The 15,310-nt window shown below is 72.1% G+C and carries 15 protein-coding genes and 1 pseudogene; 3 read left to right on the plus strand and 13 right to left on the minus strand.

Going from position 1 to position 15,310, the window contains the following annotated elements; genetic code table 11:
- Positions 1-76: 76 nt before the first annotated feature.
- From ACIRGB_RS21610 to ACIRGB_RS21620, 3 genes are read right to left on the minus strand one after another with little or no spacing between them, the layout of a single operon-like run.
- Complete coding sequence (locus tag ACIRGB_RS21610; protein WP_403867365.1) at positions 77-934, minus strand: carbohydrate ABC transporter permease; 858 nt, start codon at positions 932-934, stop codon at positions 77-79.
- Positions 931-1,863, minus strand: coding sequence for a carbohydrate ABC transporter permease (locus ACIRGB_RS21615; RefSeq protein WP_403867368.1), 933 nt, complete (start codon positions 1,861-1,863; stop codon positions 931-933). Before ACIRGB_RS21615 ends, ACIRGB_RS21610 begins: the two co-directional genes overlap by 4 nt.
- A 38-nt stretch (positions 1,864-1,901) precedes the next feature.
- On the minus strand, positions 1,902-3,170 hold the full coding sequence (locus ACIRGB_RS21620; RefSeq protein WP_403867371.1) for an extracellular solute-binding protein: 1,269 nt from the start codon (positions 3,168-3,170) through the stop codon (positions 1,902-1,904).
- Between the two features lie 226 nt (positions 3,171-3,396).
- Between ACIRGB_RS21620 and ACIRGB_RS21625 the strand changes: the two genes are divergently transcribed.
- Complete coding sequence (locus ACIRGB_RS21625) at positions 3,397-4,242, plus strand: GntR family transcriptional regulator (protein WP_403867374.1); 846 nt, start codon at positions 3,397-3,399, stop codon at positions 4,240-4,242.
- Between the two features lie 165 nt (positions 4,243-4,407).
- Positions 4,408-5,832 (plus strand): Gfo/Idh/MocA family protein, encoded by a 1,425-nt coding sequence (locus ACIRGB_RS21630; protein ID WP_403867377.1) that lies wholly within the window; start codon positions 4,408-4,410, stop codon positions 5,830-5,832.
- A gap of 48 nt (positions 5,833-5,880) precedes the next feature.
- On the opposite strand, the gene ACIRGB_RS21635 is transcribed toward ACIRGB_RS21630, so the two are convergent.
- On the minus strand, positions 5,881-6,633 hold the full coding sequence (locus tag ACIRGB_RS21635; RefSeq protein WP_403867380.1) for a hypothetical protein: 753 nt from the start codon (positions 6,631-6,633) through the stop codon (positions 5,881-5,883).
- 330 nt (positions 6,634-6,963) lie between these two features.
- Between ACIRGB_RS21635 and ACIRGB_RS21640 the strand changes: the two genes are divergently transcribed.
- The gene (locus ACIRGB_RS21640) at positions 6,964-7,167 is read left to right on the plus strand and encodes a cold-shock protein (protein ID WP_003978336.1); all 204 of its coding nucleotides are present in this window, start codon (positions 6,964-6,966) and stop codon (positions 7,165-7,167) included.
- A gap of 129 nt (positions 7,168-7,296) precedes the next feature.
- Here ACIRGB_RS21640 and ACIRGB_RS21645 read toward each other — a convergent pair.
- The 9 genes and pseudogenes from ACIRGB_RS21645 to glpK form a co-directional block, all read right to left on the minus strand.
- Positions 7,297-7,440, minus strand: a pseudogene (locus tag ACIRGB_RS21645) (alpha/beta hydrolase); the annotation flags it as partial.
- 7 nt (positions 7,441-7,447) lie between these two features.
- Entirely contained in the window at positions 7,448-8,263 is an 816-nt protein-coding gene (locus ACIRGB_RS21650; protein WP_403867383.1) for an SAM-dependent methyltransferase, read from the minus strand.
- 156 nt (positions 8,264-8,419) lie between these two features.
- On the minus strand, positions 8,420-9,154 hold the full coding sequence (locus ACIRGB_RS21655; protein ID WP_403867386.1) for an SDR family oxidoreductase: 735 nt from the start codon (positions 9,152-9,154) through the stop codon (positions 8,420-8,422).
- A 160-nt stretch (positions 9,155-9,314) separates the two neighbouring features.
- Complete coding sequence (locus ACIRGB_RS21660) at positions 9,315-9,896, minus strand: TetR/AcrR family transcriptional regulator (protein WP_403867389.1); 582 nt, start codon at positions 9,894-9,896, stop codon at positions 9,315-9,317.
- 10 nt (positions 9,897-9,906) lie between these two features.
- Positions 9,907-11,094 carry a YncE family protein gene (locus tag ACIRGB_RS21665; protein ID WP_403867392.1) on the minus strand — a complete coding sequence of 396 codons (1,188 nt, stop codon included), beginning with the start codon at positions 11,092-11,094 and terminating at the stop codon, positions 9,907-9,909.
- Complete coding sequence (locus ACIRGB_RS21670; RefSeq protein ID WP_403867395.1) at positions 11,091-11,744, minus strand: ankyrin repeat domain-containing protein; 654 nt, start codon at positions 11,742-11,744, stop codon at positions 11,091-11,093. The genes ACIRGB_RS21665 and ACIRGB_RS21670 overlap by 4 nt, the downstream gene beginning before the upstream one ends.
- 176 nt (positions 11,745-11,920) lie before the next feature.
- A complete protein-coding gene (locus ACIRGB_RS21675; RefSeq protein ID WP_403867398.1) occupies positions 11,921-12,574 on the minus strand; it encodes a maleylpyruvate isomerase N-terminal domain-containing protein in 654 nt (217 codons plus the stop codon).
- A gap of 87 nt (positions 12,575-12,661) precedes the next feature.
- Positions 12,662-13,753, minus strand: coding sequence for an AI-2E family transporter (locus tag ACIRGB_RS21680; RefSeq protein ID WP_403867401.1), 1,092 nt, complete (start codon positions 13,751-13,753; stop codon positions 12,662-12,664).
- A gap of 30 nt (positions 13,754-13,783) precedes the next feature.
- Positions 13,784-15,307, minus strand: a complete 1,524-nt coding sequence (gene glpK, locus ACIRGB_RS21685; RefSeq protein WP_403867404.1) for a glycerol kinase GlpK — start codon at positions 15,305-15,307, stop codon at positions 13,784-13,786.
- Positions 15,308-15,310 lie beyond the last annotated feature (3 nt).

The raw sequence follows: 15,310 nt of genomic DNA on the forward strand, positions 1-15,310 counted from the left end.
CTCCGGTGGTCGGCGGTGCGTGAGGTGAGGGGGAGGGGGTGGGAAGGACGGAGCGGGGCGGGAACGGCGGGCCCGGTCAGCCCTTGACGCCGCCCGAGGCCAGCCCGGCCGTCACATGCCGTTGCAGGGCGAGGAAGATGATCAGCGCGGGGAGCGCGAAGAGCGTGGACGCCGCCATGGTGGCCCCCCAGTCGGTGCCGAAGGTCGACTGGAACGAGGAGAGCCACACCGGGAGCGTGCGGCTGTCCTGCTGCTTGATGATGAGGAAGTTGGCGTAGGTGAACTCGTTCCAGGCGGTGATGAAGCCGAACAGCGAGGTGGCCATGAGCCCGGGGGCCAGCAGCGGGAACGCCACCTTGCGGAACGCCGTGGCCCGGGTGCAGCCGTCGACCTGTGCCGCCTCCTCCAGCTCCGGCGGGATGCCCGCGATGAAGCCGCGCAGCACGACCACCGTGAACGGCAGTGTGATCATGAAGTAGATCAGGGTCAGGGTCGGCAGCCGGTCGAGCATCCCGGTGTCGCGGGAGATGATGTAGACCGGGATGACCAGTGACTCCCAGGGCGCCAGCTGCGCGACGAACACCGCGAGCATGAACTGCCGGCGCCCGCGCCAGCGCATGCGGGCCACGGCGTAGGCGGCGCCCAGGGCGACCAGCAGGGCGAGCAGGACGGCACTCAGGGTGACCAGGAGGCTGTTGCGCCAGAACAGCGCGAAGCCGTCGGCGCCGACCGCCGTGCGGAAGTGCTCAAACGTCCAGGCGCTCGGCACGAGCCGGGGATCGTAACTCTGGATGTCCGTCGACGGTTTGAACGCGGTCGTGACCATCCAGTACACGGGGAACAGGCAGACCACCACGGTGAGCGCGGCGGCGGCGTGCAGCGGGAGACGGCGCAGCGCGCGGCGCACCGGGGGACGCAAACGCGGGGTGCTCACGGCTGCTCGCCCTCCTGACGGAACAGTTGGCGGAAGTAGAGGACCAGTACGCCGCTCATCAGCAGGACCGTGAGCATCGAGGCGGCGGAGCCCAGGTCGTAGCGCTGGTGGGCCAGCGCGGTCTGCACGGCGTACACCGGCAGGATGGTGGTGGCCTCGCCCGGCCCGCCGCGGGTCATCACCCAGATCTGCACGAACGCCTTGAACGTCCAGATCACTTCGAGGGACAGGACCAGCATGAAGATCGGCCGGATCAGCGGGAAGGTGACGGAACGGAAGAGGCGGGCGGCCCCGGCGCCGTCCATGCGGGCCGACTCGTACAGTTCGGCCGGCACCGTGACCAGCGCCGAGTAGAGCGTGATCGCGGCGAACGGCACCGACTGCCAGACGATCAGCACCACCACGATGCCGAACGCGGTCCCGCCGTGCGCGAACCAGGGATAGCCCTCGTACGAAGCGAACCCGAGGCCGGTGAGCGTCTCGTTGACGATGCCGAACTCGGAGTGGAACAGCCACTGGAACACGGTGGTGGCCGCGATCACCGGTACCGCCCAGACCAGGACCAGGGAGCTGAGGACCACGGTCCTGGCCACCCGCCCGAGCCGCTCGGTCATCAGCGCGACCAAGGTGGACAGCACCATGATGGCGACGACGTTGACCGCCATGAACGCGAAGGTCCGGCGCACCACCTCCCAGAACTCCGGGTCGCCGAGCAGCGTGCGGTAGTTGCGCAGCCCGACGAACTCGGCGTTCCCCAGGATGAGTTGCCGCAGCCGGAAGTCCTGGAGGGAGATGAGCACGGCGCGGGCCAGCGGATAGAGCAGCAGGTACAGCATGCCCAGCACGGCGGGGGCGACCAGCAGGTACGGCCAGAGGGTCCCCCGGCCCGCGGCGCCGCGCGGCACGTTCTGCTCCCGGACGGTCGACACGTCGCCTCCTGGTCTCGTGGTGTCGGGGACAGCGGCGGTCAGGAGTCGCTGCCCAGCGTCTCGGTGATGGTCCGGGAGGCCCGTGCCGCCGCGGACTTCGGGTCCTCGCCGGTGAGTACGGCCGTCATGTACTCCTTGACCGGGTTCTTGGCCTCGACCGCCGCCCACTGGGGCGTGTTGGGTGTGGCGTGTCCGTTCGCGGCGCCGGCCGCCATGGCCGCGGTGCCCGGGTCGTCGGCGACGGCGCCCGCCAGGGTGGTCTTGTTCGGTACGTAGCTCATGGCGACGGCGAGCTTCTTCTGCCAGGCGTCACCGGTCAGTTCGCGGATGAGGGTGAACGCCTCCTCCTGGTGGGCGGCGACGGCCGGGACGACCAGGTCGGAACCGCCGGTGAAGACGGCGCCCGGACGGCCGGCGGTCTTGCCGGGGACCGGGAAGAAGCCGAGCTTCCCCTTGAGTTCCGGGTTCTTCTCCTCGATGACCTTGGCCCCGCCCGGCACGGCGACGATCTGGGCGACCTGCCCCTTGGCCATCACCTCGGCCTGCGGCGGCTGGGCCTCGTCCGAGTCCTTGGGGCCCTTGCCGAGGGCCTGGAGGCGCCGGTAGAAGTCCATGGCCCGCAGTGCCCCGGGGCTGTCCAGGCCGCCCTTCCACTCGCCGCCGGACTTCACGGCCAGGTCGCCGCCCTCGTCCCAGACGAAGCCGGACAGCACGTACCAGTTCTGGCCCGGCAGGTAGATGCCCTGGGTCCCGCCCGTGTTCAGCTTGCGGGTGGCGGCGATCCACTGGTCCCTGGTCCTGATCCGCGCGGGATCGATCCCGGCCTTCTCGAACAGGTCGGTGCGGTGGATGACGACCCGGTTGGCCGCGTAGTACGGGATGCCGTACTGCTTGCCCTCGTACGCCCCCGGCTCCGCGAGCCCCGCCAGCCAGTCGGCTCCGCCCAGTTCCCCGACCCGGTCCGTGAAGTCGGTGAGGCCGCCGCTCTGGGCGTACTGGGCGACCTGGGTGTTGCCGACCTCGATGACGTCCGGGGCGTCGTTGCCGGCCAGGGCCGCGGTCACCTTCTCGCCGATGCCCTCCCACTCCTGGATCTGGATCCTCACGTCGATGTCGGGATGGGCCTTCTCGAAGCCCGTCTCGAACTCCTTCTGGAACCCGGCCGAGACGCTGTCGCGCATGAGCCAGACGTCGAGGCCGGTCGCGCCGTCTCCCGCGCCGTCGGAACTGCCACCGGACGAGGAGCAGGCGGCGAGCGCAGCACTGAGCACCAGCGTGGAGAGCAGAGCGAGCGAACGGTACTTCACGGTTCACCTCTGGGAGAGCTGGAAGGGACGACACACCCGCAGTTGACCAGTAAGGGGCGCTGGACTTACCAGTTGGCGTTGGTCGAAGGTGGCATGGACCAATGAGGGCGTCAACCCCTCACGTATGTACGGGTTTTCGGCCGACCGAACCCGTGGAGTGGCTGGTTCGCGCCCGAGGTGGACAGGTAAGCTCGGCTGACCAGCAGACCAGTTACGGGAGTACTGCATGGAGATCGACGCCGCCGCCTCCGGTGCGGTGCTCAAACGGGAGCGCGTCCGCGACGCCGTCCTGGAACTCATCGAGGACCGGCGCCCGGGGGACGCCATTCCCTCGGAGCGCACGCTGTGCGCCGAACTCGGCGTGTCCCGGCCCACGCTGCGTGCCGCGGTCGACGAACTGGTGGTCGCCGGACTGCTGGTGCGCGAGCACGGCCGGGGCATGTTCGTCGCCGCCGAGAAGATCACCCAGGAACTGGTCTCCGACCGCCGGGCCTTCAGCCTCCCGCCGGCCGCCGGCGCCTGGACCAGCAGGCTCCTGGAGGTCCGCACCCTGCCCGCGGGCGCCCGGGTGGGCCGCAAGCTGCGCATGTCGCCCGCGGCGCAGATCCACTACGTGGCCCGCCTGCGCCTGGTCGACGGCTCACCCATGGCCATCGAGTACCTGCACGTGCCCGCCGACCTCGTCTCGGACCTGACCAGTGAGGAACTGGAACAGGGCGACCTCTACGAGCACCTGGCCGAGCGGCACGACGTCCGGGTCAGCGAGGCCGTGCAGTCCATCGAACCCACCGTGGTCACCCGCGCCGAGGCCGACCTGCTCGACGTGCCCGAACTGTCCCCGGCCCTCCTCTTCGAGCGCCTGACCACCGACACCCGGGGCCGGCCCGTCGAGTACGTGCACTCCCTCTACCGGGGCGACCGCTACCGGATCGTCTCCCGGCTCACCCTGGGGCCGCGCGACCGGACACCGCCCGCGGACGAGGGGCACCATCCGGGCATCCCGCCGGGGGACTTCACCACCAAGGGCCCCGTCACGCTCTCCACGCGCGGGGTGGTGCAGGACGGGATGTAGCGACACCGCGGGTGCGCGGAAATGCTCGGAACGGCTTTGTATCGAGCACGTATTGACATGTCTCGGCTGACGCCGCAGAGTCATGCCCCGAAAGTGTTCGACAGCCCGACGTTGCCCGACCGCGCCCCGACCGTGATGCGAACCGCCACGAGGAGTGTTGCCGTCATGTCCGAAACGCCCGCTGTCTCACGCCGACTGCTCCTGGGCTCCGCCGCCGCCACCGGCGCCCTCGCGGCCGGAATCGGGGCCGCCGCCCCGTCCGCGTCGGCGGCGGCCGAGCAGGCGCCCCGCCGCGGGCCCGGCCAGAAGTCCATGATCGGCGTGCCCTTCGCCGCCCACCGGACCGTCCGCGTCGCGGTCATCGGCCTCGGCAACCGGGGCAGCGGCATGATCACCGGCTGGGCGGCCGTGCCCGGCTGCACCGTGACCGCCGTCTGCGACATCCGCGCCGACCGGGCCAAACGCGCCGCCGACCGCCTGGAGAGCAAGGGCGCCCCGCGCCCCGCCGAGTACGGTGGCTCCGCCGACTCCTACGCCCGGATGCTCCGCCGCGACGACATCGACCTCGTGTACGTCGCCACGCCCTGGGAGTTCCACTACGAGCACGGCCGGGCCGCGCTCCTCAGCGGCAGGCACGCCGTCGTGGAACTCCCCATCGCGACCGAACTGCGCCAGCTGTGGGACCTCGTCGACACCTCCGAGCGCACCCGCAGACACCTGCTCCTGTCCGAGAACTGCAACTACGGCCGCAACGAACTGGCCATGCTGAAGGCGGCGCACGACGGCCTGTTCGGCGACCTCACCAACGGACACGGCGGCTACCTGCACGACCTGCGCGAACTCCTCTTCTCGGACACCTACTACACCGATTCCTGGCGGCGGCTGTGGCACACCCGCAGCACCGCCTCCTTCTACCCCATGCACGGGCTGGCGCCGATCGCGGCGGCCATGGACGTCAACCGCGGCGACCGCATGACCACCCTGCGCGCCACCGCGACGGCCCCGAAGGGACTGGCCGACTACCGGGCCCGCTTCGTCCCGCGCGACCACCCGTCCTGGAAAGAGACCTACATCAACGGTGACCTGGTCACCTGCATGATCGAAACGGCGAGGGGCAGGACGATCCGGGCGGAGCACGACGTGAGTTCGCCCCGGCCCTACAGCCGGATCAACACCCTCGCGGGCAGCCGCGGCATCGTCGAGGACTACGCCGGACCCGCCCCGACCGGCGCCCGCGTCTACATCGAGCCGGACCACAGCGGCCACACCTGGCGCGACTTCGAGGGCTACCGCAAGGAGTACGACCACTGGCTGTGGCAGAAGGTCGGCGACGACGCCGCGAACAACGGCGGCCACGGCGGCATGGACTACGTCCTGCAATGGCGCACCGTGCAGCTGATGCGCGCGGGCCTGGTACCGGACATCGACGTCTACGACTCGGCCGCCTGGTGCTCGCCCGTCCCGCTCAGCGTCACGTCGCTGGCCAGGGGCGGCCGCCCCGTCGAGATCCCGGACTTCACCCGCGGCGCCTGGCGGGAGCGCAGGCCCGGCCTGGACTCGGCGCCCACCGACATGCCGCCCGTCGGCTGAGCACGGCCTACGGGCCGGCCCGCCCCGCGGCGGCCTCTCCCGGGCGCCCTACCGCGTCAGGACCTGCTCCGGGCCCATGACGACGACCGGCTCCTTGTCCGGGTCCAGGACGGTCAGCAGCGCCCGCATGTGCTCCTCGCTCAGGGACACGCAGGCGTTGGTCGGCCCGTCGTGATCCACGTGGATCCAGACCCCGCCGCCCTTGTCCTCGCCCAGGGGGCGGGTCTTGTCCAGCGGGGTGGTGCCGGCCACCCGGTTGTAGTCGATGGCGACCACGTAGTCGAACGACCCCTCCAGGGGCTCGCCCAGGTACCCGGTGCCCGACACGGAGAACTCCGGGTCCTCGTCGTAGGGGAGCCGGGTGCCCGGGTCCGGCAGCCGGCCCCCGGCGTCGCTGAGGCCGAAGACGCCGATGGGCGAGTGCAGGTCGCCCGCCTCGTGGTCGTCGGTCCAGCCGCGCAGGCCGTTGTGCGCGGGCCAGGGACCGGCGACCGCACGCCAGCCCTCGGCCGGGTACTGCTCGTAGACCACCACCCGGGACCGCGACGAGCTCTCGTCCTCGCCGGTGACCACCACGGCCTGCCGGGTGCCCTCCGGGAGCCGTTCCCGCATGACCGGACCGACCCCGGGCAGGGGGCGGGGGAAGGAGCGCGGGGGAGCGGGGCGCGGGGCCGTGGAACTCCCGGGTGCGTGCGCGTCCTGCGAGGGGGAGCCCGCGGGCTCCCGGGTGCAGCCGGTGGCCAGCACGCCGGTGCACATGACAGCGCCGATCACCAGGGCCAGCGCTTTCCTGACGGTCATATCGATCTCCGACTCCGTGGGTGGACTCTTCATAGCTAGACCACTTCAGGAACCGCGTCGTGCGGCCGCCTCGCCGTCTCCCCCGGATGGCGCAGTGGGGACCCGCACGGCGGCGGCCGAGGTCTCCGGTCGGCAACAAGGTTGTCGCTCACCCCCCTTACTCACTGGTGAGGCTCGGACATGCCGTGTAGCGTCAGCAGCAGATGTCGTGGTTCGCCCAGACCGCCCGCGCCGTAGTGCGGGCGGTTTGCTGTGCAACGCCGGAGGACCAGGACGACCACCTCCGGGTTCGCGCGGTGCGGATCCGATAACGGCTGAAAGGCAAATGGCATGGCCAGCGGAACTGTCAAGTGGTTCAACTCTGAAAAGGGCTTCGGCTTCATCGCGCAGGACGGCGGCGGTCCCGACGTCTTCGCGCACTACTCCAACATCAACGCTCAGGGCTACCGCGAGCTGCAGGAAGGCCAGGCCGTGACCTTCGACATCACCCAGGGCCAGAAGGGCCCGCAGGCGGAGAACATCACCCCCGCCTGATCGGGAGATCGCCGAGCAGGGCGGGGTCCCGGGGAAGCGTTCGTTTCCCCGCGACCCCGCCCTGTGGCGCGTCGCCCCGCGGACGGGCGGCGGTCAGCGGGCACCGGGGATCGGACCGGCCCGGTTCGCGTCGATCCGGGCGTACTGGTCCCGCCTCTCGTACCGCTGGTCCGCTTGGGCGATCTGCCGTGAGAAGGACGGCTGCCCCGTTTCGCCGACCCAGGGCTCGACCAGCCGGTCCGGGACCGCCGGGTGCGGCCCCGGGCCGCCGGTCAGGACGTCACGGCTTGCGGGCGAGCCCGCCGTGCTCGCCGATGAGCTTCGGGGCGTCGGTGTCCGCGTCCGGACGCCACTGGGTCACCGGGACCACACCGGGCTCCACCAGCTCGAGACCGTCGAAGAACGCCGTGATCTGCTCGACGGTGCGCAGGACGTACGGCGCGGCACCGCTCTCGTTGTAGGCGTCCTGGGCCCGGTCGAACTCCGGGTCGATGCCGCGCGAACCGTCGTTGATCGAGAGGTAGCTGCCGGACGGCAGGGCGTCGACGAGCCGGGCGGCGACGGAACGCGCCTGGTCGTAGTCGGGGATGTGGCCCAGGATGTTGCTGAGGATCAGCGCGATGGGCTGGTCGAAGTCCAGCGTCCGGGCGGCCGCCGCGAGGACGGTGTCGGGGTCGAGCACGTCGGAGTCGATGTACGCGGTCGCCCCCTCGGGCGTGGAGTACAGCAGCGCGCGGGCGTGGGCGAGGACCATCGGGTCGTTGTCGACGTAGACGATCCGGCTCTCGGGCGCGATGCGCTGGGCGACCTCGTGGGTGTTGTCGGCGGTCGGCAGCCCGGTGCCGATGTCCAGGAACTGCCGGATGCCCGCCTCGGCGACCAGGTGGGTGATGTTGCGGCGCAGGAACGCGCGGCTGCTGCGGGCGATGGTGACGATGCCGGGGAAGACGGCGGTGTACGCGTCCCCGGCCTGCTCGTCGACGGGGTAGTTGTCCTTCCCGCCCAGCCAGTAGTTCCAGATCCGGGCCGAGTGCGGCACAGACGTGTCGATCTTCTGCTGCGCGGCGTGGCCGGGGGTCGTCGAGGGGTCGCTCATGGGTGCGGTCCGTCTTTCAGCCGAGGCGTGGGTGCTTGACCACAACCTACGTCGCAACGGCCCCCTTCTGTACACCGGTTGGCCGACGGCCCGGACGGGACCGGGAAGCCCCGTCCGGACGGTGGCGGCCGGACGGCGTCCACGGCCACCGGCGGCCTACTGGGCGCTCGCGGCCGGGCGCACCACGATCTCGTTCACGTCCACCTCGGCGGGCCGGGAGACGGCGAAGGCGATGGCGTCGGCGATCGCGGAGGCCGGCACGGCCACCGAGCGGTAGGTCTTCATGTCCTCGCGCGCCCGCGGGTCGGAGATGGAGTCGGCCAGCTCGGACTCGGTCACGCCCGGGGAGACCACGCTGACCCGGATGTCCCCGGCCGACTCCTGGCGCAGCCCCTCGGACAGGGCGCGCACGGCGAACTTCGTCGCGCAGTAGACGGCGGCGGTCGGCACCACCTCGTACGCGCCGACCGACGCGACGTTCACGACGTGCCCGCCGCCCTGTTCCCGCATGAGCGGCAGGGCCGCCGCGATGCCGTGCAGCACCCCGCGGACGTTCACGTCGATCATCCGGTCCCACTCGTCCACCTTCAGTTCCGACAGGGGCGAGAGCGGCATCACGCCGGCGTTGTTGACGATCACGTCCACGCGGCCCCAGCGCTCGGCGGCGGCCGACACGAAGGCCCGTACGTCGGCGGCGTCGGTGACGTCGAGCCGCCGGAAGCCGGCGGTGCCCCCGTCCGCGGTGATCCGCCCGGCCAGCTTCTCCAGGCGGTCGGTGCGGCGCGCGCCCAGGAACACCCGGTGGCCGTCGGCGGCCAGGCGCAGGGCCGTCGCCTCACCGATCCCGCTGCTCGCGCCGGTCACCAGAACGACCTTGCTGGTCCGTGTCATGACGATGTCCTCCCGATGGATGGTTTCGCAGCTGTCTGCGCCATCGAGTCTGTGCGGTGCGGCGGGGACGGACCAGGACGGTCCCCGCCTGGGTGCGGCACACCCCGGCAACGCGCCGGGCACCGCCGCGGCGGAGCCGACCCGGTCCCGACGACACCCCCTAGCGGGCGTTCGCCGTGCCGCGGGCGGAGGCCGTGCGGAGGATGTCGAAGCACTCGGCGAGCAGCGGCCGCAGCGGTGACTCCTGCCCCCCGTCGATCCAGCGTCCGTAGGCGACCTTGAGCACGGCGATCGCCGCCTCGGCCGCCAGCCGCGCCGTCAGTTCCGCCACGCCGCGCTCACGCAGCGCGTCGGCGAGGGCGCCGGACAGGGAGGCGAGCTTGGTCAGTTCCCGCTCCCGCAGCTCGGCGTTGGCGTCGATGACGCCCTGCCGCAGGCGGACCAGATCGCCGCGCTCCTCGAAGGCGGCCGCCGCGGCGTCCAGGGCGGCGGCCACCGCCTCCATCGGCGTCGCCGTCGCGGGCGCCGCCGCGACGGCGCCCGCGCACAGCTCCTCCAGCCTGCCGGAACCGCCGAAGAGGACCTCCCGCTTGTCGGCGAAGTGCCGGAAGAACGTCCGCTCCGTCAGCCCCGCACGCTTGGTGATCTCGGCCACCGGGGTCTGTTCGTAACCGCGCTCCACGTACAGCTCCAGCGCCGCCTGCTCCAGGCGGCCGCGCGCGTTCGGCTCCCATCGACCCATGCCGCGGATTCTACGTGACGGCAGGGACTGTCATGCCGGGCTCCGTCAGGACCGCGACGGCCAGGGGGCGCTCGCCCACGGGGAGCCGGGTCACCCGGCCGGTGCCGAGGTCGACGACGCTCAGGCCGTTCCAGTAGCCGTCGCGGGTGAAGCCGCCGGACACGTAGGCGGTGCCGCCGTCGGCCGAGAGGGCTACGGTCTCGTGCGGGCCGTCCAGGGGGATGACCCGTTCGTCGCCGTCGGGCGTGCGGACGGTCAGGGACGGGCCGTCGTCCTCGGACGGGTCGATCGGCCCCGTCCCCACCACGTAGAGCGTGCCGTCGGCGCCCGCCGTGACGCCGTGCTGGTGGGTGTCGGCGGTCATCTCCTCGATCCGGACCCGCCCGGTGCCGGGGTCGACCACCGCCAAACGCTCACCCTCGAACGGCAGCAGCAGGGCTCCGTCAGCGGGGCGTACGGCGGTGTAGTGCGGCTTGAGCCAGGAGCCGAGGCCGCCCTCGGTGCCGTAGGGGGCGACTTCGATGCGGCGCGCGGTCCAGTCGCCGGTGTCGACGACGCTCACGTCGAACGAGTCGTGGTTCGTCGCGTAGACCTGCCGCCCGTCGCCCGAGACGTCGACGTCGAAGGGACGGCGTCCGACCGGCACGACCTCCGTCACCTGCCGTCGCCCGGTGTCGACGACCTCCAGTGCGCCGTCGCCGCCGGGGACGTTGACCCCGACGTAGACGCGGCCGCCGTCGGGGGACAGGGCGATGCCCATGCCGCCGCCCCGGTACTCACCGGTCGTCACGGGGCCGGTGTCCGTCCGGTACGGGATCAGGGCGGTGCGCTCGCGGGTGCGGGTGTCCACGGCGGCCACCCCCTCCGCGGTCGCCACCCACGCCGTGCCGTCCTCGCCCAGGGCGATCCCGTACGGCGCCGTCCCGACCCGCACCGAGCCCAGGTCGGCCGCCCGGCCCCGCCCGGCGGGGTCGACGAAGGTGACGGTGTCCGCGCCGAAGTCCGTGACCAGCAGGGTGCCTTCCGGCGTGCGCGCGGACGCGCCGCCGGAGTCGGGCGTACGCGGGGCCGTGCTGGAGGGCGGGGCGGGCGCGGGTGACGCGGCCCCGTCGCCACCTCCGTCCGATGCGCATCCGGCCAGCGTGGCGGTGACGGCGGCCAGCGCGGCGAGGCGGCCCGCCGGGGAGCGCGGCTTCACCGCCGCCCGCCCTCTTCGCGAGCGCCGTCGCCGGCGCGTGACTCGGCCCGCCGCAGCAGGTCCGCGATGGCCTCGAAGCCCCTGCGCTCGGCGTGGACACGGGCCGTGACACCGTCGCCGTCCGGCAGTGCGGGATCGGCGCCCGCGGCGAGCAGGGCCGCCACGACCTCCTGGTGCGCGCGGTCGCCGTCGCCGAGGACGACCGCTTCGAGGAGCGCCGTCCAGCCGAGCCGGTTGACGTGGTCGACGTCGATGTCCGTCTCCGCGAGCACCGCCCGTACGTAGGCCACGTGACCGCGTTCGCTCGCCGGGATGACCGAGACGCCGCCGAAGCGGTTGGTCAGCGTGACGTCCGGGCCCCCGGGCAGCAGCGCCCGCATCATCGCGACGCTGCCCGTGACCCCGGTGACCAGCCACGCGCTGTCGTCACGCGCGTCCTGCGCGTTGACGTCCGCGCCGGCCGCGACCAGGGCCTCGGCGACCGCGACCCGGTCGGCCAGGGCCGCCAGCAGCAGCGGGGTGCGGCCCCGCTCGTCGCGCAGTTCCCGGTCGGCACCGGCCCGCAGGGCCGCCCGGACGGCGTCGGGGTCGCCGCGGCGCACGGCGTCCGACAGGGCGAGGTCGGCGGGGGTGGGTGGCTTGGCGGTCATGGTGGGACGGCTCCGCGGTGTCGGGGACGGGTGCCTCCAGCGTGGGCCCGCGGAGCACCCGCACGGGTCGACGCACCGGCCCCGTTGCCCCTGCCGATCGGACGAGGGCCCCGTCGTCCGATCGGACGACCCGCTGGACGATCCGCTGGGCGGCACACCGGGGCCCGATGGGCAGGTCAGCCGATCGGGAAGGGGAGCCGCCCCGCCAACTCGCCCAGCGCGGCCGTCTCCGCCGCGGTCGGCGCCCGCCGTCCGGTGCCGATCAGCAGCGCGTCCCGGTCGGTGAACGAGGCGGGGAACGCCGCACCGACGACCCCTTCCAGCAGCTCCCGCGAGCGGCTGAGCCCCTCCGCGGGCGGTGCCGCGGCCTCCGGGAGATGCGCGATCAGGTCGAGGTGGTGCAGGGACCATTCCAGGACGTACGCCGAGAGGTAGTCGCCCGCGGTGAGCACCTGGTCCTGGGTACCGACCCGGCCGGTGGGGTCCGCGAGCGCCGCGGCGCGGCCCGCGGCGGAACCGACGTCGTCGAGATGGAACTTGAGCAGCCACGGCTGCTCGTAGGCGGCGGCCAGGCGGACGATCAGCGCGTCCAGCGGGTCGTCCCCGGTCGGCGGCTCGACGACCTGCCAGTAGGTCACCGCGTCCCGGGTCGGCTCCTCGGCGGTCGGGGTGGCCAGGGTGATCAGGACGTCCTGGGCGTCGATGACCAGGTGGCAGACCAGGTCCCGGACGAGCCAGCCGGTGCAGCCGGACGGCCGGGCGAAGTCCTCGTCGGAGAGGTCGGCGACCGCGGCGAGCAGGGCCGACCAGGAGCGGCTGAAGAGTTCCACGCCCGACAGCCAACACCACCGCCCGCCCGGCCGCGAGCCATTTCGCGCGAGGGCGCGTCCTTCACGTGAGCGGGCTCGTCCGCCGGCTCAGCCCTCGGCGGTCGCGGTCTCCTCGGGCGGCTCGGCCAACTGCTCGCGCACGTAGTTCCACACCACCGCGATCAGCGCGGCGAGGGGGACGGCGAGCAGACTGCCCACGATCCCGGACAGGCTGCCGCCCAGCGTCACCGCCAGCAGGATCACCGCCGCGTGCAGACCGAGGCCGCGGCTCTGGATGATGGGCTGGAAGACGTTGCCCTCCAACTGCTGCACGACCACGATGATCGCGAGCACGATGAGCGCGTCCATCAGGCCGTTCGACACCAGGGCGATGAGCACGGCCACGAAGCCCGCGAACAGGGCGCCCACGATGGGCACGAACGCGGACACGAACGTCAGGACCGCCAGGGGCAGTACCAACGGCACGCCCAGGATCCACAGGCCGAGGCCGATGAACACGGCGTCGAGCAGCCCCACCAGGGCCTGCGACCGGACGAAGGAGCCCAGGGTCTCCCAGCTCCGCAGGGCGACGACCGGGACGTCGGTGGCCAGCCGGCCGGGCAACTGGCGGGCCAGCCAGGGCAGGAACCGCGGCCCGTCCTTGAGGAAGAAGAACATCAGGAAGACGCCCAGGACAGCGGTGATCAGGCCGTTGACCACCGCGCCCACCCCCGTCGCCACCGCGGTGGTGATGCTGCCGACGCTGTCCTGGATGCGGGCCACCGATGCGTCGACCGCACCGGTGATCTCGTCGTCCCCGATGTTCAGCGGCGGTCCCGCGGCCCACTCGCGCAGCCGCTGGATGCCCTCGACCACGCCGTCGGTCAACTCATCGGTCTGCGAGGACATCGGCACGGCGATCAGGGCCACGATGCCCAGGACGACCAGCAGGAAGCCCACCGTCACCACCGTGGCGGCCAGTGCCGGACGCCACCCGTGCCGCCGCAGGAAGCGGGCCGGGGGCCACGTCAACGTGGTCAGGAGCAGGCCGACGAGCAGCGGCCACACCACCGACCACATACGGCCGAGGACCCACAGGGTCACGGCGAGCATGACGAGTATCAGCAGCAACTCGCCCGAGAAACGCGCGCTGGTGCGCAGCGCGGCCCGGGTTCTGGGGGCGCTCAATCCGGCAGACATGGGATCACCCTAAGGTGGTCCGCCCCGGGGTCAGCTCTCGGGGACCTCGACCCAGTCGAGGGTGCGCTCCACCGCCCTCTTCCAGCCCGCGTACCCCTCCGCGCGCTTGTCCTCGGACCACTGGGGCTCCCAGCGCCTGGACTCGCTCCAGTGGGTGCGCAGTTCGTCGGTGTCCCGCCAGAAGCCGGTGGCCAGTCCCGCCGCGTAGGCCGCGCCGAGGGCGGTGGTCTCCGAGACCACGGGGCGGCTGACGGGAACGCCGAGCACGTCCGCCTGGATCTGCATGCACAGGTCGTTGGCGGTCACGCCGCCGTCGACCCGGAGCACGTCCAGGTGGACCGAGGAGTCCTGCTCCATGGCCTCGACGACGTCGCGGCTCTGGTAGCAGATGGCCTCCAGCGTCGCCCGTGCCAGGTGCGCGTTGTCGTTGTACCTGGCGAGCCCGACGATCGCGCCCCGCGCGTCGGAGCGCCAGTACGGGGCGAACAGACCGGAGAACGCGGGGACGAAGTACATGCCGCCGTTGTCCTCGACGGTGCGGGCCAGTTCCTCGCTCTCGGCCGCGGTCTTGATGATCTTCATCTGGTCGCGCAGCCACTGCACGGCGGACCCCGTCACCGCGATGGAGCCCTCCAGCGCGTATACCGGCGGGTTGTCGCCGAACTGGTAGGCCACGGTGGTCAGCAGGCCGTGCCGGGAGCGGACCAGTTCGGTGCCGGTGTTGAGGACCAGGAAGTTGCCGGTGCCGTAGGTGTTCTTGGCCTCGCCGGGCGAGAAGCAGACCTGTCCGACGGTCGCCGCGTGCTGGTCGCCCAGCACCCCCGTGATGGGCACGGCGGCGCGCAGCGGCCGGGAGGTCCGGGTCGTGCCGTACGCCTCGCGGTGCGAGGACGGGTTGATGGTCGGCAGCATGCTGCGGGGGATGCCGAAGAAGCCCAGCAGTTCGTCGTCCCAGTCGAGCGTCTCCAGGTTCATCAGCATGGTGCGGCTCGCGTTGGTCACGTCGGTGGCGTGGATGCCGCCGTCGGGACCGCCGGTCAGGTTCCACAGGACCCAGCAGTCGGTGTTGCCGAACACCGCGTGTCCTTGCTCCGCCGCCTCGCGGACGCCGTCGACGTTCTCCAGGATCCACTGGATCTTCCCGCCGGAGAAGTACGTCGCGGGCGGCAGCCCGGCCTTGCGGCGGATGACCTCGCCCCGGCCGGAGCGCTCCAGGCTCGCCGCGATGGCGTCGGTGCGGGTGTCCTGCCACACGATGGCGTTGTAGTAGGGACGGCCGGTCCGCGGGTCCCAGACCACCGTGGTCTCCCGCTGGTTGGTGATGCCGATGGCCGCCAGGTCGGTGCCCGACAGTCCGCCGTTGCGCAGGGCGTTCTGCATCACCGAATTGGTGCGCTCCCAGATCTCCACCGGGTCGTGCTCCACCCACCCGGAGCGCGGGAGGATCTGCTCGTGCTCCAACTGGTGCTTCGCGACCTCGTTGCCGCCGTGATCGAAGATCATGAACCGGGTACTCGTGGTCCCCTGGTCCACCGCGCCGATGAAGTCCGCCATGTT

Source organism: Streptomyces sp. NPDC102490, assembly GCF_044765285.1.
Classification (GTDB): Bacteria; Actinomycetota; Actinomycetes; order Streptomycetales; family Streptomycetaceae; genus Streptomyces.

What these genes read in the sequence shown, in the direction of transcription:
- ACIRGB_RS21625 (WP_403867374.1), top strand. Translation starts at nt 3,397, where the DNA reads ATGGAGATCGACGCCGCCGCCTCCGGTGCGGTGCTCAAACGGGAGCGC.
- ACIRGB_RS21630 (WP_403867377.1), top strand. Translation starts at nt 4,408, where the DNA reads ATGTCCGAAACGCCCGCTGTCTCACGCCGACTGCTCCTGGGCTCCGCC.
- ACIRGB_RS21635 (WP_403867380.1), bottom strand. Translation starts at nt 6,633, where the DNA reads ATGACCGTCAGGAAAGCGCTGGCCCTGGTGATCGGCGCTGTCATGTGC.
- ACIRGB_RS21640 (WP_003978336.1), top strand. Translation starts at nt 6,964, where the DNA reads ATGGCCAGCGGAACTGTCAAGTGGTTCAACTCTGAAAAGGGCTTCGGC.
- ACIRGB_RS21650 (WP_403867383.1), bottom strand. Translation starts at nt 8,263, where the DNA reads ATGAGCGACCCCTCGACGACCCCCGGCCACGCCGCGCAGCAGAAGATC.
- ACIRGB_RS21655 (WP_403867386.1), bottom strand. Translation starts at nt 9,154, where the DNA reads ATGACACGGACCAGCAAGGTCGTTCTGGTGACCGGCGCGAGCAGCGGG.
- ACIRGB_RS21660 (WP_403867389.1), bottom strand. Translation starts at nt 9,896, where the DNA reads ATGGGTCGATGGGAGCCGAACGCGCGCGGCCGCCTGGAGCAGGCGGCG.
- ACIRGB_RS21670 (WP_403867395.1), bottom strand. Translation starts at nt 11,744, where the DNA reads ATGACCGCCAAGCCACCCACCCCCGCCGACCTCGCCCTGTCGGACGCC.
- ACIRGB_RS21680 (WP_403867401.1), bottom strand. Translation starts at nt 13,753, where the DNA reads ATGTCTGCCGGATTGAGCGCCCCCAGAACCCGGGCCGCGCTGCGCACC.
- glpK (WP_403867404.1), bottom strand. Translation starts at nt 15,307, where the DNA reads ATGGCGGACTTCATCGGCGCGGTGGACCAGGGGACCACGAGTACCCGG.